This is a genomic window from Paenalcaligenes sp. Me52 (genome assembly GCF_050487965.1).
Taxonomy (GTDB): Bacteria; Pseudomonadota; Gammaproteobacteria; order Burkholderiales; family Burkholderiaceae_B; genus Paenalcaligenes.
Window position 1 is genome coordinate 1 of record NZ_JBKQFO010000001.1, and the last position, 24,280, is coordinate 24,280.

Sequence of the window (24,280 nt, forward strand, 5' to 3'; positions counted from 1 at the left end):
CTGACTTGCCAGAGGCATCGATCACCATCGGCACCATTGCTGGCGACGATGTGATCAACAAAGCTGAATCTGAGTCTGACGTGACTATCAGCGGTACGGTAGGTAAAGATGTCAAAGCGGGTGACACCGTCACCGTAACCGTGAACGGTAAAGACTACACAACCACCGTGAACGCCGACGGCAAAACATGGAACGTCATAGTTCCTGGCGCTGAGTTAGCGTTGGATGACAACGTACACGCGAAAGTTGAGACTAAAGACGGTGTGGGCAATAGTGCCAGCGCAGAAGCGGATCGTGACTACGGTGTGCAGATTACATTGCCTGAGGCTGAGATTACGTTAGATCCTATTGCGGGTGATGGCGTGCTTGACCATACGGAAGCGGGTGATGGCAAGGGCACTATTGATATCACCGGTACAGTTGGTAAGGATGTTCAGCCAGGTGATACCGTCACTCTGACAATTGGTGGCAAAGAGTACACCGGTACGGTAGGTAATGATCTGACCTTCAAGATCCCAGTACCTGTACAGGAGCTACTGAAGAACGATACGGTGGATGCCAAAGTTACAACCACAGACTCTGCGGGGAATAGTGCGTCTGCTAACGATACAGGTCCATATGCATTGGATATCGATCAGCTGATTATTGATGGTAACGGCGGTGGTAATCCTAGTGGCGGTGTGGGTGATGATGTCATCATCGGCGACCGTGGTGGTGTGCAGGAAAATATCATTCATGGTCAGAGCTATAACGTTGCGATTCTGGTCGACCGCTCCAACAGCATGAAAGATGCTTCTGGTACGGAAAACATGAACCGTATGCAGTTGCTGAAAGCCGCCTTGTCGACGTTAGCAGATACGTTGGCTAACCATAAAGGCGGTACAGTGAATCTGAGCATTATTGGTTTTGGTACCAAAGCTGATACGCCGATGGTATTCAAAGACTTGACGCATGCAGATTTGGTGCAGTTGCTGAACTCTATTGGTTCCTTGAATGGCTATAACTCTAGTTGGGACTCCAGTGTGGGTGGTACCAACTATGAAGCAGCTTTCAAGGCGGCTGAAGCATGGTTCAAGACAGGCGCAGCTCCTGCGGTGGACAAGAACGGAAACGCCTATGAAAACGTTACGTACTTCCTTACCGACGGTAATCCAACACAGTACGGTACGGGCCAAGGTGCAGGTAGCGGTTACGACTCTACTGCTGATGCTCGCGGGAAATCTGCTTACGACAGCTTAGTTGCCTCATCGGGTAGCAAGGTGTACGCCGTAGGTATTGGTAATGATGTGAGCGTGGATGTTCTGCGCAAGTACGACAACACCGGTACTGAGGTTATTGATGTTGTGCGTGGTACCAAGGACGTTATTGACTTTGAAAACGGCCGTCACGATGGCTGGACGAAGGTCAACGGTGGTGGCACTGTCGGTGTCAACAACGACTGGTGGTACGGATCGCGTCTGGAAATCACGGATACCTATAGCAATAGGAACGATACGTCTACGACAGTTCGTGGCCCCGGTATGGCAGTGGCCGCTGGTAGCTATGGCAAGCTTAGCTTTACCTATGCAGAGAGTGGGCGTAATAGGAATGACGAGTTCAAGTGGCAACTGCAGAAGTACAACGAGAAAACAGGTAACTGGGAAGTTGTGCAGGAAGGTGGTCGTCCAGGTAGCTCCGGCACCATCACGACCAAGCCTGTCGGCGAAGGCCAGTACCGCTTCGAGTTCCTGGTGGACGATCGTACCAGCAGCAGTAGCTACAAGGTTTACATTGATGACGTCACGCTATTGTCCTCCGGCAATCCACGCGATTGGACCGAGGTCAACAAGGTCGACATCGTCAACACCAAGGAAGACTTGGATGCAGCCTTGAAGGGTGGTTCGGTAACGAACGATCCAGCACCGGTTGGTAACGACCACATCATCGGTGGTGATGGTAATGACATCATCTTCGGTGACACGATCAATACTGACGGAACGGTATTGCCATGGCACGAAGTAGGCGGTCGTCCTACTAACCTGCTTGATGGTTCTGGCCTGAAAGCGTTGGAGGTGTTCTTGCAGATGAAGAACGGTGGTGCTCCAGCAACAGGTAATGATCTGTACGAGTACATCAAGGAAAACCACGCCGACTTCAACGTTGCAGGTGATAAGCGAGGTGGTAATGACACGTTAGATGGTGGTGCAGGCAACGATATCCTGTACGGTCAGGGTGGTAACGACACTCTGATCGGTGGTGCGGGTGACGACATCATGTTCGGTGGTGAGGGTGATGACACCTTTGTGTGGAACAAGGGCGATGAAGGTACGGTCACTAAACCTGCTGTGGATAAAGTGATGGACTTTGGTGATTCGGGTACCGACACCTTGGATCTAACTGATCTATTGTCGGGTCACGACATCAACGACGGTAACCTGAGCCAGTACCTGACAGTAGGACGCTCGGATAGTGGCAAGATGGAAATCGGTATCAGCTCTCAAGGTAATGGTCAGATCGATCAGAAGATCATTCTGGACAACATCGCGTTTGACGCAGAGAAGGCAGCTCAGATCGCCAACTCGCTGAAAGACGGTACTTTGAAGTCTTCTGATTTCTAAGCGGTTTTATTCAGTGAAGCACTACAGTAAAACGTAGTGCATTAAAACCCCATATTCCTTTATAGGATTGTGGGGTTTTTTAATACATTCAACCTGTCGTCAACGCCAATGGTCTGCTGGCATGTTTACTGACTATCATGCTGATAAGTTAGGAAAAATGTGGTTGTACTAGATTGGGATTTGCGAGAAAGACTACGCGCCTTTATTCTCTTGTAGCCATAAAAAATTATGTCTCGTAGTCGTTAAGAATTATTTAGCCATCTGTTGTTATAGTCATGTCGTCCTGCTTAACACGTCGCATCATCGTTGTGCTGTTTGCCTTGCTGGCAGGCCTGATGCTGTGTTTTGCCCCGTGGGTGCAGGGGAGGCTGACCTTTGATGAAGCAAAAGTACGTCAATCTATACCGCATCAGTACGGTGCGGCAGGGGTGCGAAACGCGGAGAAATGGCTAGATTTGTTGACGCAGTTAGACGGGCTACCTGATCAACAATTGTTAAGAGTCGTTAACGATTTCTGGAATACCCATGTAATGGGCGGTGAGGATATTACAATCTGGGGCAGACCAGATTATTGGGCAACCCCTCTGGAAAGCCTTACCAAGCAAGCTGGAGACTGTGAAGACTACGTGATTGGGAAGTACTTTTCACTGTTGCATGCCGGTATTCCGGCAAGCAAATTACGATTGATTTATGTGCGAGCTCAGGTGGGTACTAGCAGTATTGCGCATATGGTATTAGGCTATTATTCGACTCCCGACGCTGAACCGCTGCTATTGGATAATTTGACCGGTATTATTCGTCCAGCTAGTCAGCGCCCGGATCTCACCCCCGTATTTAGTTTTAATTCGGAAGGGGTGTATGTGGCAGGTGCGCCAGCGTCATCGGTAGACAAAATTAGTAATTGGCGCGGGTTGTTGGAAAAAATGCGGCGTGAGGGGTTTAATCCTTGAGGCACTCGTTCTCCAAGATAAATCCCGTAGAAATATTGAAGACCACGGAAGGTGGAGTATGTCATTACTGAAGCATTTGCTGTTAAGCGTGAGTCTGGCCATTACAGTGATTCTGGTCGGAACGGTATGGCTGAGTGTGGATTCGGCAAGAGCGTATTTATCAGCGCAGTTGCAAGCACAAAGCGATTCAGCTGCAACGTCATTGGCGTTGACGCTTTCACAGCCTTTCAATCAAGACCCCGTTACGCAAGAGCTATTAATTACTGCACTTTACGATACAGGGCAGTTCTATCGCATAGAGTTGTACGGCACTAAGGGTGAGCAAATAGTCTCCCGAGTTGGTGATGAAAGCCTGCCTACGATAGTGCGCGGTGCGCCAGCTTGGTTTACCGATATGCTGCCGTTGCGTCAGGCTGTCTCTATGGCACAGGTGAGCGATGGTTGGCGTCAAACAGGCCGTCTAGTGATAGAGGCTGATGCAGGGCAGGCACGCGACACGCTGTGGGCCAGTTTCATGCAAATCTTGATGGTGGTTTTGATCGCCGGTGTAGTATGGGCATTTTTTGTTTGGGTGCTAATGCGCTGGTTACGCCAAGCACTACGCGAAGAAGTAGAAATGCGCGTAGAAGGTATGCTAACTAATAAAGTGCAGATAGGTAATTGGAAGCGTGCACGTTTTAGCGAACTGCGTGAGGTAACCCGCACTATTGATGAAGTGCGTGAAAAAGTGATGGTGACGCAGCAAGAGCAAAGTGCGCGCATAGAGTCGCTGCAATTAGAGCTGCACCAAGACGAAGTGACTGGCCTTGCTAACCGTAAGTACTTCATCAATGAAATGCGACGTGTGCTGGATGAAGATAAGAACGGCGGCTATGTGCTGTTGTTCCGCCAGCGTGATTTGGCCGCTATTAATACGATCATGACACGCGCTAACGTCGATAACTGGCTGCGAAATGTGGGTGAGCAGGTAAGCCAAGTCTTTTTGCAAGATCGCAACCAGCCTGTGCAATTGGCGAGGTTAAATGGGTCTGACTTTGTGGTCCTCTTGCCTAATCTGGAAGGTCCAGATATTGCACCACTTACCGATATGTTGCTGACAGTTTTAGCAAGATTGCGTGTGCAACTGCCGTCTGGGCAATTTTGCCGATGGGCGTTAGCGTTAACTGACTATAGATTCCAAGAAGACATTGCTACGGTACTGAGCCGATTGGATAGGGCGTTGATGCGTGCCGAAAGCTCAGGTCATAACACTGTAGAGTTTGTGTCTGGCAGTGATGATGGTGGGGCTGGCTTGAACGTAGCAGGTGAAACTCAGTGGCGTCAGTTGTTGCAAGAGGGTTTGGCTGAGCGTCGTTTCTTGTTGTCGGTACGTCAACAGCCCGATCACCTGAAGCAACATAGCTACACACGCTATGAGGCGACATTGATGTTACGACACACGGCTCACAGCGAAGGCCAAGACGAAAAACCTATTTCGGCGTACTTGTTCATGCCTGTTGCGGCAAGGCTGGGCTTGTCGGCCGTGTGTGATTTACGTGCAGTAGAGCTGGCGCTAGAGTGGCTGGCAGATAACCACGGTGATTTGGTGATACGTATGTCACTACCTACCATTGTGCAGCCACGTTTTTTACAAGAGATTCAATCGTGCTTGTCGCGTAGCAATGTAGATCTATCCCGTCTCTATATAGAGCTAGATGCGTATGGGGTAGAGGCGCACGGCGAAGAGCTAGAGGTGTTCTGCTCGACTATGAAGGACATGGGCGCTCGAGTGGGCTTACGTAGATTGTTGGAACACATTGGTGTTTTACGTCATTTGCAGTCTTTGTATTTGTCTTATGTGAGCTTCTCTGCAGACGTCATCAAGGAAATGGTCGTTAGCCCAGGTGGAATGGAATTGCTGGTTGCTGCGTGCAATACCTGCGCAAGACTGGACATTCAAATACAGCTGAATGCACCGATTACCGAGATTCCGGTAGAGGCACAGAAAATCCTACGATCGTGAGCCTATACCAACAGTAAGTGATTGATGTGCTTGTTGTAAAAGCAGTTTTTTGGTATTATTGAATGCTTACCCGTATATTTTCGCGAAGATGCGGGTAATAACACGTTTTGTATATCGCAAGATTTCAACCCAGGGTACGGTAAAAACCTTTTAAGCACACAAGCTTGGTTGGAGGGTTACCGAACCTAACGGGACCAAAACTGGTTGCGTGCCTAGCAGGTTTTTTGCTTGTGGGGTTTATCGCGGTTAAGTTGGAACAGGAATAATCATGATTCAAATGCAGACCACGCTGGATGTGGCCGACAACACGGGTGCACGTTCCGTAATGTGTATCAAGGTGTTGGGTGGCTCCAAGCGCCGTTATGCCGCTATTGGTGACATTATTAAAGTCACTGTTAAAGAAGCGGCACCGCGCGGACGTGTCAAAAAAGGCGAGATTTATAACGCTGTGGTAGTTCGCACTGCCAAAGGCGTACGCCGTAAAGACGGTTCGCTGATCAAATTTGGTGGCAATGCCGCCGTTTTGCTGAACGCAAAACTGGAGCCAATCGGCACTCGTATCTTCGGACCCGTTACACGCGAATTGCGTGGCGATAAGTTCATGAAGATCGTGTCTTTGGCACCAGAAGTGCTGTAAGGAGCCGAGGATATGCAAAAAATCCGCAAAGGCGACGAAGTTATCGTACTGACAGGCCGCGACAAACGCCGCCGTGGCACAGTACTGACCGTTGATGGCGACCGCGTAATCGTGGAAGGCATCAATGTGGTGAAAAAACACGTGCGACCCAACCCAATGGCTGGCTCTCAAGGTGGTATCGTAGACAAAACTATGCCTATCCACGTTTCTAACGTGGCGCTGTTCAACGCTGAGACCGAAAAGGCCGATCGCGTTAGCATTAGCGAAGTAGATGGCAAGAAAGTACGCGTGTACCGTTCCACTGGCAAAGTTGTTGGTGCGAAAGCTTAAGGGGCATAGACATGGCACGTTTACAAGATTTTTACCGTGAAAAAGTGCAGGCTGAGCTGCAAGGCAAATTCAATTACAACAGCGTAATGGAAGTGCCACGCATCACCAAGATCACTCTGAACATGGGTGTATCTGAAGCTGTTTCCGATCGTAAAGTGATCGAGCACGCTGCTGGTGACCTGGCTAAGATTTCTGGCCAGAAGCCTGTAATCACAAAAACCCGCAAAGCTATTGCTGGTTTCAAGATCCGCGAAGATTATCCAATTGGCTGCAAAGTAACTTTGCGTGGCCAACGCATGTATGAATTCCTGGACCGTCTGATCGCTGTGGCTCTGCCTCGCGTTCGTGACTTCCGTGGTATTTCAGGTCGTGCGTTCGATGGACGCGGTAACTTCAACCTTGGGGTGAAAGAGCAAATCATTTTCCCTGAGATTGAGTACGACAAAATTGACGCAGTGCGTGGTCTGAACATCAGCATCACAACTACTGCCAAGACTGACGACGAAGCTAAAGCGCTGTTGAAAGCCTTCAGTTTCCCGTTCCGTAACTAAGGGGTGATGACGTGGCTAAACTTTCACTCATCAATCGCGATATTAAACGCGCAAAACTGGTAGAGAAATTTGCAGCTAAGCGCGCAGCGCTGAAAGCAATCATCGACGACCAGTCCAAGTCCGACGAAGAGCGCTACGAAGCTCGTTTGCAGTTGCAGCAATTGCCTCGCAACGCAAACCCAACTCGTATGCGTAACCGTTGTGTTGTTACAGGCCGTTCACGCGGTGTGTACAAACAATTCGGTTTGACACGTCATAAAGTCCGTGAAATGGCTATGCGTGGCGAAATTCCCGGTATGACCAAGGCTAGCTGGTAGGAGAAACATAAATGAGCATGAGCGATCCAATCGCCGACATGTTGACTCGCGTTCGTAACGCACAAATGGTCAACAAAACGTCGGTTAGCATGCCCTCCTCGAAGCTGAAAGTAGCTATTGCTGCTGTGCTGAAAGATGAAGGCTATATCGATAATTTCCAAATCGTTGGCGAAGCCGCGAAGCCAGTTCTGGAAATTCAATTGAAGTACTACGCAGGCCGTCCTGTGATCGAGCGCATCGACCGCGTTTCGCGTCCAGGTTTGCGCGTCTACAAAGGCAGCAACCACATCCCTCAGGTGATGAATGGTTTGGGCGTTGCAATCGTATCCACCTCCCGTGGTGTGATGACAGATCGCAAAGCACGTGCAGCTGGCGTGGGTGGCGAAGTACTTTGCTACGTGGCGTAAGGAGAATCATCAATGTCACGTATTGCTAAATATCCAGTTACTTTGCCTAAAGGCGTAGAAGCGACTATTGCAGCAGATCAAATCACCGTTAAAGGTCCTCTGGGCACAATGACCCAAGAACTGAAAGGTGATGTTGTTATCGAGCTGAACGACGGTCAACTGACATTTGCACCAGCTAATGACTCACGTCATGCTAACGCAATGTCCGGCACCATCCGTTCCTTGGTAAACAACATGGTTACTGGTGTGAGCGAAGGTTTTGCTCGCAAACTGAACTTGGTTGGTGTGGGTTTCCGCGCTCAAGTTCAAGGTAACGCATTGAAACTGCAACTGGGTTTCTCTCACGACGTTATTCACGACCTGCCTGCTGGTGTTACAGCAGAATGTGCGACTCCTACAGAAATCGTTCTGAAGGGTTCTAACAAGCAGGTTGTTGGTCAGTGTGCCGCTGAAATTCGCGGTTACCGTCCACCAGAGCCTTACAAAGGTAAAGGTGTTCGCTACGCTGACGAACGCGTCGTCTTGAAAGAAACCAAGAAGAAGTAATCGCACAGGCAAGGACGAATTATGGACAAGAAACAATCCCGTTTGCGTCGTGCAGTGGCAACCCGTCGAAAAATCGCCGAGTTGCGCGTTCACCGTTTGGCGGTGCATCGCACGAATTTGCATATTTATGCCAACATCATTTCGCCAGAAGGCGATCGGATTTTGGTCAGCGCATCGTCGCTGGAACCAGAAGTACGCAAAGAACTGGCCAATGGCGGCAACGTCGCTGCAGCCAGTTTGATTGGCAAGCGCGTAGCCGAAAAAGCGAAAGCAGCCGGTATCGAATCCGTTGCTTTTGACCGCTCTGGCTTCCGTTATCATGGCCGCGTCAAGGCGTTGGCTGATGCCGCGCGTGAAGCCGGCTTGAAATTCTAAGCAAGGAATTGTCAAATGGCTAAAGCACAAGGCAGAAACAATGCCGAACAAGAGCGCGATGACGGCCTGCGTGAAAAAATGATTGCGGTTAACCGCGTCAGTAAAGTCGTTAAAGGTGGTCGCACCATGAGCTTCGCTGCATTGACAGTAGTAGGCGATGGTGATGGCCGTATCGGAATGGGCAAGGGTAAAGCTCGTGAAGTACCAGTTGCTGTTCAGAAAGCTATGGAACAAGCCCGTCGTGGTCTGTTCAAAGTTGCTCTGAAAGACGGTACTTTGCACCACACAGTTGTGGGCAAACACGGTGCTTCTACAGTGTTGATCTCTCCTGCTGCTGAAGGTACTGGCGTTATCGCTGGTGGTCCTATGCGTGCAGTGTTCGAAGCAATGGGCGTGCGTAACGTTGTTGCTAAGAGCTTGGGTTCTAGCAACCCTTACAACATGGTTCGCGCAACTTTGAACGGTTTGCGTGCTTGCTCCACACCATCTGAAATTGCTGCTAAACGTGGCAAGACAGTTGAAGAAATTCTGGGGTAAATCATGGCACAGAAGCAAATCAAGGTCACACTCGTGCGCTCTGTTATCGGTACTAAACAAGACCACCGCGACACAGTACGCGGCTTGGGCTTGCGCCGAGTAAACAGCAGTCGCGTTCTGGTTGATACGCCCGAAGTGCGCGGTATGATCCGTAAGGTTGATTACCTCGTTACGGTTTCGGAAGCCTAAAGGAATCGCGATGTCAGAATTGCAACTAAATTCGATCCAACCCGCAGAGGGCGCTAAACACGCTGCTCGTCGCGTTGGTCGCGGTCCAGGTTCCGGCCTGGGCAAGACCGCAGGTCGCGGTCACAAAGGTCAGAAATCACGTGCTGGTGGTTTTCATAAAGTCGGTTTTGAAGGCGGTCAAATGCCTTTGCAACGCCGTCTACCGAAGCGTGGTTTCACGACTCCTGGTGGTCACCTGCATGCTGAAATCCGTTTGTCCGACTTGCAAGGCTTGGATGTTGAAGAAGTTGATATCAACGTTCTGAAACAAGCTGGCGTAGTTGGTCAATTGGTACGTTTCGCCAAAGTCATCAAGTCTGGTGAGCTGTCTCGCAAAGTAGTGCTGAAAGGCATTCGTGCAACAGCTGGTGCCCGCGCTGCAATTGAAGCAGCGGGCGGCTCGTTGGCTGAATAAAAGGGGTTACGGTGGCAAAAGCACAGGCACAGAGTAAATCAGGTTCGGGTTACGGCGATTTGCGTCGTCGTATCATTTTCCTGCTGCTCGCGCTGGTTGTTTATCGCTTGGGAACACACATTCCTGTGCCAGGTATTAATCCTGATGCACTGTCCGAGCTGTTTCAACAAAACCAAGAAGGTATCTTGGGCTTGTTCAACATGTTCTCGGGTGGTGCTCTGCAGCGTTTCTCCGTATTCGCGCTAGGGATTATGCCCTACATTTCTGCATCGATTATCATGCAGTTGGCATCGGCAGTGGTGCCTACGCTTGAAGCAATCAAGAAAGAGGGCGAATCGGGTCGGCGTAAAATTACGCAATTTACCCGATATGGGACAGTGTTTCTGGCGTTATTCCAAGCAGTAGGTATTTCTATTGCATTGGAAACACAACCAGGTTTAGTCATTGATCCGGGTATGTTGTTCCGTTTCACCACAGTGGTAACACTGGTGACCGGTACGATGTTCTTGATGTGGCTAGGTGAGCAGATTACCGAACGAGGCATAGGGAATGGTATTTCCATTCTGATTTTTGCCGGGATTGTTGCAGGTCTGCCCAGTGCAATGGGTGGTTTGCTGGATCTGGTCCGTACCGATGCGATGTCTATTTTGTCGGCATTGTTCATCTTGGTGCTGGTTGCTGCCGTTACTTACTTTGTCGTGTTTGTTGAACGTGGGCAACGTCGTATCACGGTTAACTACGCAAAACGTCAAGTGGGTAACCGCATTTACGGTGGGCAAAGTTCGCATTTGCCGCTGAAGCTGAATATGGCTGGGGTGATTCCTCCAATCTTCGCCTCCTCCATTATTCTGCTGCCAGCGACTATTGCTAGCTGGTTCTCCGCAACGCCAGGTCTGTCTTGGCTGCGCGATTTGGAAGCAGCGCTTTCACCTCGTCAACCGTTGTACATAACGCTGTTTTCAGCACTGATTATTCTGTTTTGTTTCTTCTATACGGCGTTGGTGTTTAACAGCCGTGAAACTGCAGACAATCTGAAAAAGAGCGGTGCGTTTGTGCCAGGCATTCGTCCAGGTGAACAGACAGCTCGTTATATTGATCGTATTTTGACTCGCTTAACGCTAGCCGGTGCTATCTATATCACGATCGTGTGTCTGGTACCTGAGTTCTTGCAAATGCACTGGAACGTACCTTTCTACTTCGGTGGTACATCTTTGCTGATTATTGTGGTGGTTACTATGGACTTCATGGCACAGGCTCAGGCCTACATGATGTCTCAACAATATGACTCGTTGCTCAAGAAGGCCAACTTCAAGGGTGCGGGTTTGCCAATGCGATAAATAAACACGATGGCAAAGGACGACGTCATTCAGATGCAGGGGCAGGTTTTAGAAAACCTGCCGAACGCAACATTCCGTATCAAGCTAGAAAACGGCCATGTGGTGTTGGGCTATGTTTCAGGCAAGATGCGTATGCATTACATCCGGATTCTTCCGGGCGACAAGGTCACAGTGGAGCTCACGCCCTATGACTTGTCCCGGGGCAGAATTGTGTTCCGCTCCAAATAAGCGGCCCGGATAAAGGAACCTAGGAGTCAAACCATGAAGGTAATGGCATCAGTAAAGCGGATTTGCCGCAACTGCAAAATTATTAAACGTCATGGCGTGGTACGTGTAATTTGCACAGACCCCCGCCACAAGCAGCGTCAAGGCTGATACGCCGAAACGCAACCGATTGAACAAGGAAAAACCATGGCCCGTATTGCTGGCATTAATATTCCGCCGCATCAGCACGCCGAAATCGGTCTTACCGCGATTTTCGGTATCGGTCGTACTCGTGCTCGTCAGATTTGTGATGCTTCCGGTATCGCTCACGATAAAAAAGTGAAAGATCTGACAGATGAGGAACTCGAAAAAATCCGCGAGCAGATTTCTCAGTTTCTGGTTGAAGGCGACCTGCGTCGTGAAGTTCAACTGTCTGTGAAACGTCTGATCGACATGGGTAGCTACCGTGGCATGCGCCACCGTCGTGGCTTGCCTGTACGCGGTCAACGTACCCGTACCAATGCACGTACCCGTAAGGGACCACGTCGTGCAGCGCAGGCTCTGAAGAAATAATCGAGGATTAGAAGATGGCTAAAGCTTCTAGCGCATCGCGCGCTCGCAGAAAGGTTAAAAAGAACGTTTCGGACGGGATCGCTCACGTCCAAGCTACTTTTAACAACACAATCATTACCATCACCGATCGTCAAGGCAACGCGTTGTCTTGGGCGACCTCTGGTGGTGCGGGCTTTAAAGGCTCGCGTAAGTCCACTCCATTTGCTGCTCAGGTTGCTGCTGAAGCCGCCGGTCGTACAGCAATGGAATACGGTATCAAAAATCTAGAAGTTCGCATTAAAGGGCCCGGTCCTGGCCGTGATTCGTCGGTGCGTGCGTTGAATGCTCTTGGTATCAAAATCACCAGCATCGCTGACATCACGCCGATTCCGCACAACGGCTGCCGTCCGCCCAAGCGTCGTCGCATTTAAGGGGAAGCTACGTGGCTCGTTATATTGGACCTAAATGTAAGCTCTCGCGTCGCGAGGGTACTGATCTGTCTCTGAAGAGTGCTCGTCGCTCTTTGGATTCCAAATGCAAACTGGACTCCCGTCCAGGTCAGCACGGTCGCACTTCTGGTGCCCGTACATCTGACTACGGTTTGCAGTTGCGTGAAAAGCAGAAACTGAAACGTATGTACGGCGTGCTGGAAAAACAGTTCCGTCGCTACTTTGCTGAAGCTGATCGCCGTCGTGGTAACACAGGTGAAACGCTGATTCAGTTGCTGGAATCCCGTCTGGACAACGTTGTATACCGTATGGGCTTCGGCTCCACACGTGCAGAAGCTCGTCAGTTGGTTACTCACCGTGCAATCGAAATCAACGGTCACACCGCTGATATCGCTTCCATGTTGGTTAAAGCTGGTGATGTAGTTTCTATCCGTGAAAAATCTCGTGCTCAAGGCCGTATCAAAGAATCTTTGGAACTGGCTGCTAGCATCGGTTTTCCACAGTGGGTTGAAGTTGATAGCAACAAACTGAGTGGTGTGTTCAAACAAGCTCCGGACCGCGCTGACGTGGCCCGTGACGTGAACGAATCACTGGTTGTTGAGTTGTACTCCCGTTAATCAGCTACATTACGTATCTGATTTAAGCACCCATTATTGGTTCCGTACTGATAATGGGTGTTGCTGGTTTTTAGAGCTGGAATTTCCAGCGTTTTCCCATCAGCCTTATCGGTGTAACGAGCCGAGGGTATTGAAAAGGAATCTACATGTCTCAAGCTTTTTTGAAGCCTCGTTCCATTGAAGTTGAAGCAGTTAGTAAAAATCACGCTCGCGTGATTATGGAGCCTTTCGAGCGCGGCTACGGCCACACTCTGGGTAACGCACTGCGTCGCATCCTGTTGTCCTCCATGACTGGTTTTGCACCTACAGAAGTGCAAATCACAGGCGTGGTACATGAATACTCCACACTGCCAGGCGTACAAGAAGATGTCGTAGACATCATGCTGAACCTGAAAGGTATTGTGTTCAAACTGCACGGTCGCGAAGAAGTGACACTGACTCTGAGCAAATCCGGTCTGGGCCAAGTTTTGGCTAGCGACATTGATTTGCCACACGATGTGGAAATCCTGAACCCCGATCACGTTATTGCCAACCTGACCGACGACGGTAAGTTGGAAATGACTATTCGCGTGGAAGAAGGTCGTGGCTACGTTCCTGGTAACGTGCGTGCGTTGTCTGATGATCGTCAACATACGATTGGTCGTATTGTTTTGGATGCATCTTACAGCCCAGTTCGCCGTGTTAGCTATGCAGTTGAAAGCGCACGTGTGGAACAGCGTACTGACTTGGACAAATTGGTTCTGGACATCGAAACCAACGGCGTATTGAACCCAGAAGAAGCTGTACGTCAGGCTGCTCGCATCCTGATGGATCAGATCTCTGTGTTTGCAGCTTTGGAAGGTGCTGAAGAAGCCCAAGAAACTCCAGAGCGCGCTACACCTCCAATCGATCCAGTATTGTTGCGTCCTGTGGACGATCTGGAATTGACTGTTCGTTCCGCAAACTGCCTGAAAGCCGAAAATATTTACTACATCGGCGATCTGATCCAGCGTACGGAAAACGAACTGCTCAAGACACCAAACCTGGGCCGCAAATCTTTGAACGAAATCAAAGAAGTGTTGGCTTCCCGTGGTTTGACCTTGGGTATGAAACTGGAAAACTGGCCTCCTCTAGGGCTAGAGCGTCCATAAATAGTTGTAACTGGGGCTTTAGCGGCGTATAAAAACGTGCTAAAGTCCCATGTCTTAGTTGGCCCGCAGCAATACTGATAGAAGAGCCAACGCAGATGAAATCCTTCATCTGATTCAAGATTTATTTTTTAGGAAGAAAATATCATGCGTCATCGTCATGGTTTACGTAAGCTGAATCGTACCAGCAGCCATCGTTTGGCTATGTTCCGCAACATGTCCGTATCTTTGATTACTCACGAAGCAATCAAAACAACTTTGCCTAAAGCTAAAGAGCTGCGTCGTGTAATCGAGCCTCTGATCACTTTGGCTAAAGATGACACAGTTGCAAACCGTCGTTTGGCTTTTGCACGTCTGCGCGATCGCGACGCTGTGACCAAACTGTTCAACGACTTGGGCCCTCGTTTCCAAGTACGTAACGGTGGTTACACACGTATTCTGAAAATGGGCTTCCGCCAAGGCGATAACGCTCCCATGGCTTTCATGGAATTGGTAGACCGTCCTGACGCTGTTGCTGACGAAGCAGCTGCTGAGTAATACGGCACACAGAATAAGAAAAACGGACCTAATCAGGTCCGTTTTTTTATGCCTACTCGTTACGCAAGGAGCCAAGAGACTGTACGCCTGACAACACTGCAATGGCATCTAAAGCCAGTGCTTCATGCCTGAGTTACTATAGGCAGATTCTATGAGTGAAGAGGATATAGGGAAGCGTATGATGCCCTTAACGCAAGATGCTTTGTCGTCGTTTAGCCCAGATGCGGTGGTGTTAGTGCTGAGCAATGCCCCCGATGAGTTGTTGGCAAAACGCATTGCCCACTACGTGGTTGAAGAAGGTTTAGTCGCTTGCGCGAACCTTGGCGCACCTTCGTTGTCTATGTACATGTGGCAGGGTGAATTAGAAGGGGCGACAGAGGTGCCGTTGCAGTTTAAAACGACGGTGCGCCGAGTAGAAGCGTTGATTCAGCGTATTACTTCTTTACACCCGTACGAAGTACCAGAGGTGCTTGTGGTGCCAGTCGTGGCGGGGTTGGGTAGTTACATCAAGTGGGTTCAGGATGAAACTGCAGCCCCTCCTGTGTTGAAAAAATCATAACTGAGAGTGACACATGCAGTGTGTAGCGGCAAAGACGGGTAGAGATAAAAATAAACTAAGCGCGGTAGTCGCGTGGTTGATGCTGCTGATCGTGGGTTGGGCAATGCTGATGCAGCCCGCACGAGCCGAAGAAGACTACCTCGATCCTGAAGACGCTTTTCAGTTCAGCGCGGCAATGCATAGCCCCACCGAGCTGGATATACACTTTGTTATTGCTCCTGAATACTACATGTACAGGGATCGCTTTGTGTTTGAAGCGATGCCTAGCAGCGATTGGCTGGGTGAGGCCGCGTATCCTCCCGCTGCCATTGTGTATGACCCTACCTTTGAAAAAGACATGGCGATTTACCGCCGTGAGGTCACTATTCGCCTGCCTGTAAAGGAGGGCTCTATGCTGCCTTTGCAGCTAGAGATTACTAGCCAAGGCTGTGCGGATGCTGGGCTGTGTTATTCACCCAGCACACACGAACTAACCCTGTCACCCACAGAGGGTGGCTATAAGGTAAGCGGTGAAGGTGTGGTGCAAAGCGTGCCAGCGCCGCTAACTGAGGTAGTGACGGATGAAGTGGCACCCAAAAAGGCTGCGGCGAATACATCCACAACTAGCTTTTTGGATCTAAGCGATACAGGCTTGGCGGCCTACCTGCTGGATGCATCATGGTGGCAGATTATGCTGCTGGCGTTTGGTTTGGGTATGCTGCTTTCCTTTACGCCGTGTGTGCTGCCAATGGTGCCTATTTTGCTGGGGATTATTGCAGGTCAGGGTACTCCGGTGAAAAGCGTATCGCGTAAACGTGGTCTAGGCCTGGCAGCTATCTATGTATTAGGTGTGTCATTGGTTTATACCGCGCTAGGTGTAGTGGCGGGGCTGCTGGGTGCTAGCTTGGCCGTATGGCTGCAGAATCCATGGATACTCAGTACATTTGCCGTGCTGCTATTCATCTTGGCGCTGTCTATGTTTGATGTGTACCAGTTGCAAGTACCTTCGGGTATGCAATCGCGGTTGCAGGGTGTGTTGAGCCGTATTCCTGGAGGGCGTTACAGTGGCGTGTTCTCAATGGGCATGTTGTCCGCGTTGATCGTTGGCCCATGTGTGGCAGCACCACTTGCAGGGGTGCTGCTGTTTATCTCGCAAACCGGTAATGTACTGATTGGTGCGATGGCGCTGTTTGCCATGGCATGGGGTTCCGGTGTGTTGTTGCTATTGGTGGGGGCAACCTCAGGTGTGCTGATGCCTAAAGCTGGCGCATGGATGAACACCGTAAAGCAGATCTTTGGTTGGTTGTTAATTGCCACGGCGCTGTGGATGTTGACGTCGGTGTTACCTACTGTCTGGTTCATGTTGGGCTGGGCGGTGTTGGCAGCATGGCTAGGTTTATTGTTGGGTGTAGGGCGAGCGCATGACGCAGCGGCATCGGCCGGTAAGCTGTTCCTGAAAGCCTTGGGTTGGTTGTCACTGTGTTGGGCAGTGCTGATTCTGGTGAGTGTGGCAAGCGGCGGGCGCAGTGTGTTAGAGCCATTAGCGCATTGGCAAGGTGGCGGTGTAGGCGCAGGTAGCGCAGTCACAGCACCTGCTTTTCAGAAAGTAGAAAACCTTGCTGAGCTGGAAGAAAAACTGGCGAATAGTGGTGGCAGAACTGTTATGTTGGATTTCTATGCGGATTGGTGTGTGTCGTGCATAGAGATGGAGAAATTTACCTTCAGTGATCCAGCTGTGGCTCAGAAAATGAACACCATGTTGCTGCTGCAGGCAGACGTGACAGCCAATACGCCTGAACACCGTGCATTGCTTAAACGTTTTAACTTGTTTGGGCCGCCCGGAATTATTCTGTTTGATGAGCAAGGCCGCGAGTTAACCGATGCACGCGTTGTAGGGTTTATGCCGGCAGAGCGTTTCTTGCAGGTATTGAATTCAGCACGTTAATACTCATCGTGATGACAAAACAGGCCATGCTTTTGCATGGCCTGTTTGTTTTGGCGCTACGAGTTAGTTTTGCAGCGTTTGGTAAATGGACTCTATGACTTCTGGCCCAATACGTGAGGCCATTTGTTCGTGTACAGGGCGCAGTGCTGTTACCCATTCACTGCGTTCTTCAGGGGTGAGTTCGTAAATGGTGGTGTGCCCAGCGGCGCGAATGGCAGCCAACGCCTCATCGTTTTCCACTTGCGAGATTTCGTTCGCGTATGTTGTGGCATCTGCCATGGCGCGTTCTAGTTGTTCGCGCAATGTGGGGTCTAGCTCATCCCAAAATTTCTTGTTCACGATGACGGCATAGCCAATGTAACCGTGGTTGGATAAGGTGGCATGCTTTTGCACTTCGTGCATTTTCTGGGTATAGAGGTTGGACGGTGTGTTCTCTGTGCCGTCTACCACGCCAGTTTGCAGTGCTTGATAGGACTCAGAAAACGCCATCACTTGTGGAATGGCTTCTAAGGCCTGCATTTGAGCTTCTAGCACTTTGGAGGACTGTATACGCATCTTCAAACCCAGAAAGTCATCTGGCGTATGCAGGGGCGAGTTAGCGCTCATGATTTTGAAGCCGTTATCCCAGTAGGCTAAGCCTTTAATGCCTTTGGGCTCTAGCATGGCCATCAGGTCTTGGCCTACTTGGCCTTGGGTAACTTTGTTCAGGTCGTCTTTGCTTTGAAAGATAAATGGTAGGTCAAATACCTCGAAGGCACGCACACCTAAGGGGCCAAACTTTGCTAGGGATGGCGCCAACATCTGGACGGCACCTAGCTGCAAGGCCTCAAGTTCTTCTTTGTCTTTGTACAGTTGGGAGTTCGGATATACCTCTACCAACACTTTGCCATCGGTATATTGCTCAGCCAGTTCTTTGAATTTGTCAGCCCCTTTGCCTTTAGGCGTGTCCGGTGAGACGACGTGGCTGAATTTGATAATCAGTGGGTTAGCCAGCGCAGGCAGGCTGAAACAGGTGGCGGCTATCACGGCAGCGGCCAGTACTTTTTTCATAGGCATTTGTTGTCTCCAGGAATAGTTATGATTGGAATAAGCCTCTGGTTAACTGTACTGAATGCCTAGCGCAGAATGAATTTTTATTTGACGAATCAATACTTAATCAGCTGTGAACCGGTGAGTGGAATGGGACTATAGCGTGGATGTGGCGGCATGTAGCGCCATGTGTTGGCTGAGTAAATCGTAAACATGCCGGGTGTGGTTGTGCAGTGGGGTGCGCCGCATCCATAGGAAGTAGCTTACGTCGGGGAGTGGCGGTAGTTGTTCGCTGGTGCCCAACACACGGAAATCAGTGCTAATGAGTTCGATGTTACGCGCTGTGATGCCTAAACCTGCATGTAGGGCAGCTTTGATGCCTGATAGATTAGGCGCTACATAATTGATTTGCCATGTGGCGTGGGCCTGCTCTAGTGCCGTCAGAGCGATTTTTCGGTATAGGCTAGGCTCATCTGCCAGTATCAAAGGTATAAGCTTGCTAGGGTCGTGTACATAGCGTGCAGAGGCTAGCCAGACAGTGGGGGAGCGTCGTATGACAAATCCCTCTAGCTCTGAGTCAAAGCGGCTAGAGATGGTGAGGTCTAGTTCGCCTCTGTGCAGGGCTTCCATCAATACAGGGCTGCGATCCACCTGTATTTCTAACTTGATACGAGGCAAGTTGCGTACTACGTGAGCCAGAACGGTAGGGAAGATGGAGTCTGCCACGTCGTGCGGCGCGCCTATACGCACTATACCTGCGGGGTCTGTGCTGTGTAATGTGCGTACACACTCATCATGTAAGGCCAGAATCTGTTGCGCATAACGTAGCAGCAGTTCGCCATGTTCCGTCAGTGTTTTATTGCGACCTTCTTTGCTAAAAATGGCTTTATGCGTCAGGTTTTCTAGCCGCTGCATTTGCTGCGTAATAGCCGATTGGGTACGGCACACAGCTTCTGCTGCGCTGGCAAATGTACCGTGTTTGGCAATGGCGACCAAGGTGCGCAAGAGTTCTATATCCAAATTGATCATATTAGTTTCGCTAATGTATTCGCATAAAACTCTGTATTGTTGCGGGACGTATCTGTGCGTAAAGTAGCATTGATTTCGTTGGAAACAAATAATAATGCAGGGGATAAGAATGGATGTATCCGAAATTCGTGCCACAGCTGTAAGTCAGCGTATAGAAAACATAAGAAATATTGTAGAAAAAGAAGGTCTATCTACAGCTTCGTTAGCACAGATATTGCAGCAGGTACTGGCATTGGCTGAGCATAAAGAGTGGTGGTCTGATGCGCATTTTCCAGCACCTGAAGAGGGCGAGTTGCAAGCGCGCTATTTGATCTCTGAAGAGGCTGATCGCTCGTACGCGTTGTACTTAAATGTGATGCGCCCAGGTAAGAAAATCGTGCCGCATAATCACACGACGTGGGCGTGTATCGCGGCGGTAGAAGGGGTGGAATACAACTATGTGTATACCCGAACGGATGATGCGCAAGTGCCTGGTGTTGGGCGTGTGGAGCGCACGGCGAAAGTCGTGGTTGAGCCAGGTGCAGGTATTGCGTTAATGCCAGATGATATCCATGCCGTAGAAATCGAGGGTAATAACGTGATTCGCCATTTGCATATGTACGGTTTGGCGTTAGAAACCTTGGATCAGCGATTGGCGTTTGATGTAGAGCAGGGCACCTGCGCTGTGATGCCTGTGGGCGTTCAAACCAGACGTTAAGACTGACATGACGCAGCCAACACAGATGAATGCAGAAGTATCGGTAGCGGTTTTGCGGCAGTGGTTGGCCGACGGCTCTGAGATTGCTTTACTGGATGTGCGAGAACATGGGCAGTATGGTAGCGGTCATTTGTTTTATGCCGTAAACGCGCCCTATAGCGTACTGGAGCATCGTGTACCGTACTTGGTGCCGAGGCGTACTGTGCGCATCGTGTTATATGCGCAAGGGGGCGATATTGCACGTCAAGCACAACAGCTTTTGCAGGATATAGGCTATACGCAGGTATATGTGCTGGCAGGTGGTGTAAAGGCGTGGCAGCAAGCGGGGCATAACGTCTTTGCTGGAGTAAACGTACCCAGCAAAACCTTTGGTGAGTTAGTAGAACAGCACTGCCATACACCCCACATTAAGGCTGAGGATCTTGCCGCTAGCCAAGCGGCGGCAGAATCGTTATTGCTGCTAGATGGTCGTCCGTTTGAGGAATACCAAAAGAAAACCATTCCGGGTGCTATATGTTGCCCGAATGGCGAGTTAGCGTTACGCGCCACTACGTTGATGAGAACCGCAAACGCTGCACGTATTGTGGTGAATTGCGCTGGTCGTACTCGCAGCATTATTGGTGCTCAAACCTTAATTAATTTAGGCGTTCCGTATGAGGTAGTAGCGCTAGAGAATGGCACGCAAGGCTGGTTTCTGGAAGGGCTCGTGTTAGAGCAGGGGGCTATGCGCGATGGGGAGGCTGTGCAGCCCGATAACGTAGACGTAGGGGCGTTGCAGCAGCAGGCTCAACGTATGGCGCAAGAGGTGGGAGTAAAGCTGGTTACTGCAGCACAGTTACAGCAGTGGTTAGCTGAATCACATCGCACTACGTATGTGTGCGATGTGCGCACGACTGCAGAATATCAGCGTAATACCTTGCGTGTGGCAAAACATACGCCGGGAGGCCAGTTGGTACAGGCCACGGATCATTACATAGGTACACGGGGTGCCAGAATTGTTCTATGGGATGACCTACATGTGCGCTCATGGGTGACAGCGAGCTGGTTGTTGCAAATGGGGTGGGATGTGACGGTGCTGGAACGCGATGCGGGTGCACTATTAGGGTGCGTGCCGGGCGTGGCAACAGATGATCTTGTGGGGTTTGAATTGCCACACATGACAGTGGAGCAATTGGCAGCCAGCGTGCGTCTTAACGCGGCGCAACTGATCGATATACGCCCTAGCCAACAGTATCGTGCCGCACATTTACGAGGTGCGCAGTGGTCTATACGGCCACACTTACGGTATGCCACGCTTAAGACTAATCAGTTGGTGGTGATCATCGCCTCAGAGGGTACTAGCGCAGCATTGGCCGCCAAAGAGTTGCAGAGTTTAGGTGTGCAGCAGGTGTGTTGGCATCATGGCACTACCGCTCAGTGGTTAGCGGCAGGGTTAGTGCTTGAGAATAGTCCTGACCAGCCCGCCGATGACGATTGCATTGATTATGTGTTCTTTGCGCATGATCGGCATGAGGGTAACCGACAGGCAGCGCTGCAATATCTGGCGTGGGAGACAAACCTGCTACAGCAGGTTGATGAGTTGGAACTACAGTATTTTAAGGTGTATGTAGCCCCCTAACGGGATAGGGGGCCACTACAGATACTGCTTAGTTGCCTTGCAGTCGTAGTTGCTTAGCAGCGTCAATCGCGAAGTAGGTCAAGATGCCATCGCCGCCGGCGCGTTTAAACGCCAACAGGGATTCCATCATGACTTTATCGTGATCCAGCCAGCCATTGGCGGCAGCGGCTTTGATCATCGCGTATTCGCCACTGACTTGGTATGCAAAGGTAGGCATGCCAAAGGCTTGTTTGATGTCACGCAGTACATCTAGGTACGGCATACCCGGTTTTACCATCACCATATCAGCGCCTTCGCGGATGTCGGCAGCGACTTCGCGCAAAGCTTCGTCGCGGTTGGCTGGGTCCATTTGATAGCTGGCTTTGTCGGATTTACCCAAGTTGCTGGCAGAACCTACCGCATCACGGAATGGGCCGTAGAAGGCACTGGCGTATTTGGCAGAGTACGCCATGATACGGGTGTCGATGTGGCCGTTTTCATCCAAAGTGTGGCGAATCGCGCCTACACGGCCATCCATCATGTCGCTAGGCGCCACAATGTCTACACCTGCGTTGGCTTGTGTCAGCGCTTGTTCACGCAGCACTTCTACCGTAGGGTCGTTCAGCACGTAACCATCTTCGTCGATGATGCCGTCTTGGCCGTGGCTGGTGTAAGGGTCTAGCGCAACGTCAGTCAGAATGCCCAATTCTGGGAAGTTCTGTTTCAAGCTGCTCACTACACGAGGGATCAAGCCGTCGGGGTTAGCTGCTTCGCTACCATCCGGTGTTTTCAGGCTAGGATCAATCACAGGGAACAGGGACAGTACTGGAATCCCCAGTTTTACACACTCTTCAGCAATCGCCAGAATGGTGTCAGGCGAGTAACGGTATACGCCGGGCATGGAATCCACAGCTTCGCGTATGTTGTTGCCTTCACGCACGAACACCGGGTAAATCAGGTCATTGACGGTCAATGCGTTTTCACGCACCAAACGGCGGGTGAAGTCGTCGCGACGGTTACGGCGTGGGCGGCTAAGAGGGTAGTTAACGGGGGGTAAAAATTGAGTCATGGCACAACCTTTGGAGATATCCAGTTTTCAATAAGTAATGTCGCTTCCTCAATGCCAATACGGTGCGTGGCCGAAAAAGGGATAGCTTGAATATTCCCCATGGCAGCGAGTTGTTTACGGGCTTCAGCAGCCGCTTGTATACGTTTACCATACGCGAATTTATCCGCTTTGGTGAGTAGTACCAGCAATGGCTTGCCTGTAGGAGCGATCCAGCGTGCTAACTGCACGTCTAATGCGGTAACGCCTCGTCGTATATCCAGCATCAATACAACACCTGCCAGAGAGCTGCGTTGGCGCAAGTAGCCGCCTAGCATTTCATCCCAGTCTTGTTTTTCTTGACGCCCTACCGCGGCATAACCGTAGCCAGGTAAGTCGACGAGGTAACCTAAAGATTCTTCAGGTTCTAATGGGTCGGGGATGCCGAACATGTTGATCAGACGTGTTCTACCCGGTGTTTTACTGGAAAACGCCAAACGTTTTTGGTTCGCCAGTACGTTAATAGATGACGATTTCCCCGAATTGGAGCGACCCACAAAACAGACCTCTGGTGGGCCGGGGGGCGGGAGTTGGTCCAGCTTTGCAGCAGAAATAGTGAAGCTGGCGCGATGTAAGATTGACATGATTAAGGCAATTTCCCGTTTAAATCCAAGCTCTATTGTATAATCTTGGGATTTGAAACAGTAACCGTCGTGTTCCGTGCAGATCCCTTACAGCAGAAATAATACGGTATACGACGACCAGTGACTTACAAATACTGCGGTATTTGTGTCTAAATCGCGATCGTCGAGGACTACATGAAGCTGAAGCGCGTGCTTTCCAGAATCGTTATTGCCAGCGGCCTTGTGGCAGCCTGTTCCACCTTCTCTTTGGCGCATGCTGCAGATACCGCTGCAAAACCTGATGCAGCTAAGGGCGAGCAACTCTACTTGAACGGTGAACTGTCCCGTGGCGTATTAGCCTGTGTGACCTGTCACGGTGCTGCAGGGAACAGTGTCATTGAAATGTACCCTAGCATTGCAGCCCAACCGTTTGAATATGTGGTTAAACAGCTGCATGATTTCCGCCCTGGTGCAGAAAATACCCCTCCATTGCGCCGTGCTGCCAATGGCAACCCTGCCGTAATGACCAGTATTGTGACTGGCATGACCGAGCAAGAAATGCGTGATGTAGCGTTTTACGTGTCTCAACAAAAAGTGGATTGGGAATTGGCTGCTCGAGCAACCAACGAAGAAACTTTTGAGCGCGGCCAACAAATTTGGCGTGGTGGTTTGCCTGACCGTAACGTAGCGGCTTGTGCGGCCTGTCACTCGCCTAACGGCGCAGGCTTGCCAGGTAAATACCCACGTTTGGCTGGTCAACACGTACCTTACTTGCTGGAACAGCTGAAATTGTTCCGTAGCGGTGACCGTAACAACGAAGCAGCGATGCACGAGTTGGCTGATCGCATGAATGATGCTGATTTGTCTGCTGTTGCGGATTACGCCGCCGGCTTGCGCTAGAGCAAAGCTCTTGTTTTTAGCGACTGCTATATTCAGTGTTGCAACCTGTAACCTTTACGGGCTGCAGTGTTGATACCTAAGCTCCCCTCTTGGGGAGCTTTTGTTGTCTGGGCAGGAAACTTTAGTCTTAAAAGAGACTCTAATAGCTCAGACTTATAAGAC

General features: G+C 50.4%; 30 protein-coding genes. 26 read left to right on the forward strand and 4 right to left on the reverse strand.

Annotated elements, in window-relative coordinates:
• From ACLO87_RS00005 to dsbD, 23 genes are all read left to right on the forward strand, one after another.
• Positions 1 to 2,597 (forward strand): Ig-like domain-containing protein (locus ACLO87_RS00005; RefSeq protein ID WP_430222430.1); only part of this gene is annotated, 2,597 nt, incomplete at its 5' end.
• Between the two features lie 275 nt (positions 2,598 to 2,872).
• Positions 2,873 to 3,547, forward strand: a complete 675-nt coding sequence (locus ACLO87_RS00010) for a transglutaminase-like cysteine peptidase (RefSeq protein ID WP_135864128.1) — start codon at positions 2,873 to 2,875, stop codon at positions 3,545 to 3,547.
• 58 nt (positions 3,548 to 3,605) lie between these two features.
• The gene (locus tag ACLO87_RS00015; RefSeq protein WP_430222431.1) at positions 3,606 to 5,549 is read left to right on the forward strand and encodes a LapD/MoxY N-terminal periplasmic domain-containing protein; all 1,944 of its coding nucleotides are present in this window, start codon (positions 3,606 to 3,608) and stop codon (positions 5,547 to 5,549) included.
• A gap of 268 nt (positions 5,550 to 5,817) precedes the next feature.
• Positions 5,818 to 6,186 carry a 50S ribosomal protein L14 gene (gene rplN, locus ACLO87_RS00020; RefSeq protein ID WP_135864124.1) on the forward strand — a complete coding sequence of 123 codons (369 nt, stop codon included), beginning with the start codon at positions 5,818 to 5,820 and terminating at the stop codon, positions 6,184 to 6,186.
• Between the two features lie 12 nt (positions 6,187 to 6,198).
• Positions 6,199 to 6,516 carry a 50S ribosomal protein L24 gene (gene rplX / locus ACLO87_RS00025; protein ID WP_135864122.1) on the forward strand — a complete coding sequence of 106 codons (318 nt, stop codon included), beginning with the start codon at positions 6,199 to 6,201 and terminating at the stop codon, positions 6,514 to 6,516.
• A gap of 11 nt (positions 6,517 to 6,527) precedes the next feature.
• Entirely contained in the window at positions 6,528 to 7,067 is a 540-nt protein-coding gene (rplE, locus tag ACLO87_RS00030) for a 50S ribosomal protein L5 (protein ID WP_135864120.1), read from the forward strand.
• 11 nt (positions 7,068 to 7,078) lie between these two features.
• Positions 7,079 to 7,384 (forward strand): 30S ribosomal protein S14, encoded by a 306-nt coding sequence (gene rpsN / locus ACLO87_RS00035; RefSeq protein WP_135864118.1) that lies wholly within the window; start codon positions 7,079 to 7,081, stop codon positions 7,382 to 7,384.
• 11 nt (positions 7,385 to 7,395) lie between these two features.
• Entirely contained in the window at positions 7,396 to 7,791 is a 396-nt protein-coding gene (gene rpsH, locus ACLO87_RS00040) for a 30S ribosomal protein S8 (protein WP_135864117.1), read from the forward strand.
• Between the two features lie 12 nt (positions 7,792 to 7,803).
• Positions 7,804 to 8,337 (forward strand): 50S ribosomal protein L6, encoded by a 534-nt coding sequence (gene rplF / locus ACLO87_RS00045; RefSeq protein WP_135864115.1) that lies wholly within the window; start codon positions 7,804 to 7,806, stop codon positions 8,335 to 8,337.
• Positions 8,338 to 8,358: 21 nt separating this feature from the next.
• Positions 8,359 to 8,712 carry a 50S ribosomal protein L18 gene (gene rplR, locus ACLO87_RS00050; protein ID WP_135864113.1) on the forward strand — a complete coding sequence of 118 codons (354 nt, stop codon included), beginning with the start codon at positions 8,359 to 8,361 and terminating at the stop codon, positions 8,710 to 8,712.
• A 15-nt stretch (positions 8,713 to 8,727) separates the two neighbouring features.
• Positions 8,728 to 9,249 (forward strand): 30S ribosomal protein S5, encoded by a 522-nt coding sequence (gene rpsE, locus ACLO87_RS00055; protein ID WP_135864111.1) that lies wholly within the window; start codon positions 8,728 to 8,730, stop codon positions 9,247 to 9,249.
• Between the two features lie 3 nt (positions 9,250 to 9,252).
• A complete protein-coding gene (gene rpmD / locus ACLO87_RS00060) occupies positions 9,253 to 9,438 on the forward strand; it encodes a 50S ribosomal protein L30 (protein WP_135864109.1) in 186 nt (61 codons plus the stop codon).
• A gap of 10 nt (positions 9,439 to 9,448) precedes the next feature.
• The gene (rplO, locus tag ACLO87_RS00065; protein WP_135864107.1) at positions 9,449 to 9,892 is read left to right on the forward strand and encodes a 50S ribosomal protein L15; all 444 of its coding nucleotides are present in this window, start codon (positions 9,449 to 9,451) and stop codon (positions 9,890 to 9,892) included.
• Between the two features lie 11 nt (positions 9,893 to 9,903).
• The gene (gene secY, locus ACLO87_RS00070; RefSeq protein ID WP_135864105.1) at positions 9,904 to 11,229 is read left to right on the forward strand and encodes a preprotein translocase subunit SecY; all 1,326 of its coding nucleotides are present in this window, start codon (positions 9,904 to 9,906) and stop codon (positions 11,227 to 11,229) included.
• Positions 11,230 to 11,238: 9 nt separating this feature from the next.
• The gene (gene infA / locus ACLO87_RS00075; protein ID WP_135864103.1) at positions 11,239 to 11,457 is read left to right on the forward strand and encodes a translation initiation factor IF-1; all 219 of its coding nucleotides are present in this window, start codon (positions 11,239 to 11,241) and stop codon (positions 11,455 to 11,457) included.
• A 33-nt stretch (positions 11,458 to 11,490) separates the two neighbouring features.
• Entirely contained in the window at positions 11,491 to 11,604 is a 114-nt protein-coding gene (rpmJ, locus tag ACLO87_RS00080) for a 50S ribosomal protein L36 (protein ID WP_003805360.1), read from the forward strand.
• Positions 11,605 to 11,640: 36 nt separating this feature from the next.
• Complete coding sequence (rpsM, locus tag ACLO87_RS00085) at positions 11,641 to 12,006, forward strand: 30S ribosomal protein S13 (RefSeq protein WP_135864101.1); 366 nt, start codon at positions 11,641 to 11,643, stop codon at positions 12,004 to 12,006.
• A 14-nt stretch (positions 12,007 to 12,020) separates the two neighbouring features.
• Positions 12,021 to 12,416: a 30S ribosomal protein S11 gene (rpsK, locus tag ACLO87_RS00090; protein ID WP_135864099.1), complete on the forward strand. Its 396-nt coding sequence runs from the start codon at positions 12,021 to 12,023 to the stop codon at positions 12,414 to 12,416.
• Positions 12,417 to 12,427: 11 nt separating this feature from the next.
• A complete protein-coding gene (gene rpsD / locus ACLO87_RS00095) occupies positions 12,428 to 13,051 on the forward strand; it encodes a 30S ribosomal protein S4 (protein ID WP_135864097.1) in 624 nt (207 codons plus the stop codon).
• 146 nt (positions 13,052 to 13,197) lie between these two features.
• On the forward strand, positions 13,198 to 14,181 hold the full coding sequence (locus tag ACLO87_RS00100) for a DNA-directed RNA polymerase subunit alpha (protein WP_166408103.1): 984 nt from the start codon (positions 13,198 to 13,200) through the stop codon (positions 14,179 to 14,181).
• Between the two features lie 144 nt (positions 14,182 to 14,325).
• The gene (rplQ, locus tag ACLO87_RS00105; RefSeq protein ID WP_135861550.1) at positions 14,326 to 14,715 is read left to right on the forward strand and encodes a 50S ribosomal protein L17; all 390 of its coding nucleotides are present in this window, start codon (positions 14,326 to 14,328) and stop codon (positions 14,713 to 14,715) included.
• A gap of 181 nt (positions 14,716 to 14,896) precedes the next feature.
• Positions 14,897 to 15,274: a divalent-cation tolerance protein CutA gene (gene cutA / locus ACLO87_RS00110; protein WP_430223699.1), complete on the forward strand. Its 378-nt coding sequence runs from the start codon at positions 14,897 to 14,899 to the stop codon at positions 15,272 to 15,274.
• Between the two features lie 13 nt (positions 15,275 to 15,287).
• A complete protein-coding gene (gene dsbD, locus ACLO87_RS00115; protein ID WP_430222432.1) occupies positions 15,288 to 17,198 on the forward strand; it encodes a protein-disulfide reductase DsbD in 1,911 nt (636 codons plus the stop codon).
• 63 nt (positions 17,199 to 17,261) lie between these two features.
• Here dsbD and ACLO87_RS00120 read toward each other — a convergent pair whose 3' ends face one another.
• Together ACLO87_RS00120 and ACLO87_RS00125 are read right to left on the reverse strand one after the other, a co-directional pair.
• Positions 17,262 to 18,248: a TRAP transporter substrate-binding protein gene (locus ACLO87_RS00120; RefSeq protein ID WP_135861555.1), complete on the reverse strand. Its 987-nt coding sequence runs from the start codon at positions 18,246 to 18,248 to the stop codon at positions 17,262 to 17,264.
• A gap of 135 nt (positions 18,249 to 18,383) precedes the next feature.
• The gene (locus ACLO87_RS00125; RefSeq protein WP_430222433.1) at positions 18,384 to 19,256 is read right to left on the reverse strand and encodes a LysR substrate-binding domain-containing protein; all 873 of its coding nucleotides are present in this window, start codon (positions 19,254 to 19,256) and stop codon (positions 18,384 to 18,386) included.
• 109 nt (positions 19,257 to 19,365) lie between these two features.
• Between ACLO87_RS00125 and ACLO87_RS00130 the strand changes: the two genes are divergently transcribed.
• Positions 19,366 to 19,953 carry a cysteine dioxygenase family protein gene (locus ACLO87_RS00130; protein WP_430222434.1) on the forward strand — a complete coding sequence of 196 codons (588 nt, stop codon included), beginning with the start codon at positions 19,366 to 19,368 and terminating at the stop codon, positions 19,951 to 19,953.
• Positions 19,954 to 19,960: 7 nt separating this feature from the next.
• Positions 19,961 to 21,571, forward strand: coding sequence for a rhodanese-like domain-containing protein (locus tag ACLO87_RS00135; RefSeq protein WP_430222435.1), 1,611 nt, complete (start codon positions 19,961 to 19,963; stop codon positions 21,569 to 21,571).
• 28 nt (positions 21,572 to 21,599) lie between these two features.
• On the opposite strand, the gene hemB is transcribed toward ACLO87_RS00135, so the two are convergent.
• Positions 21,600 to 22,619, reverse strand: a complete 1,020-nt coding sequence (gene hemB / locus ACLO87_RS00140; protein WP_135861545.1) for a porphobilinogen synthase — start codon at positions 22,617 to 22,619, stop codon at positions 21,600 to 21,602.
• Complete coding sequence (gene yihA, locus ACLO87_RS00145; RefSeq protein ID WP_135861544.1) at positions 22,616 to 23,239, reverse strand: ribosome biogenesis GTP-binding protein YihA/YsxC; 624 nt, start codon at positions 23,237 to 23,239, stop codon at positions 22,616 to 22,618. Before yihA ends, hemB begins: the two co-directional genes overlap by 4 nt.
• A gap of 180 nt (positions 23,240 to 23,419) precedes the next feature.
• On the opposite strand from yihA, the gene ACLO87_RS00150 reads away from it, so the two are divergent.
• On the forward strand, positions 23,420 to 24,118 hold the full coding sequence (locus ACLO87_RS00150) for a c-type cytochrome (RefSeq protein ID WP_430223700.1): 699 nt from the start codon (positions 23,420 to 23,422) through the stop codon (positions 24,116 to 24,118).
• Positions 24,119 to 24,280 lie beyond the last annotated feature (162 nt).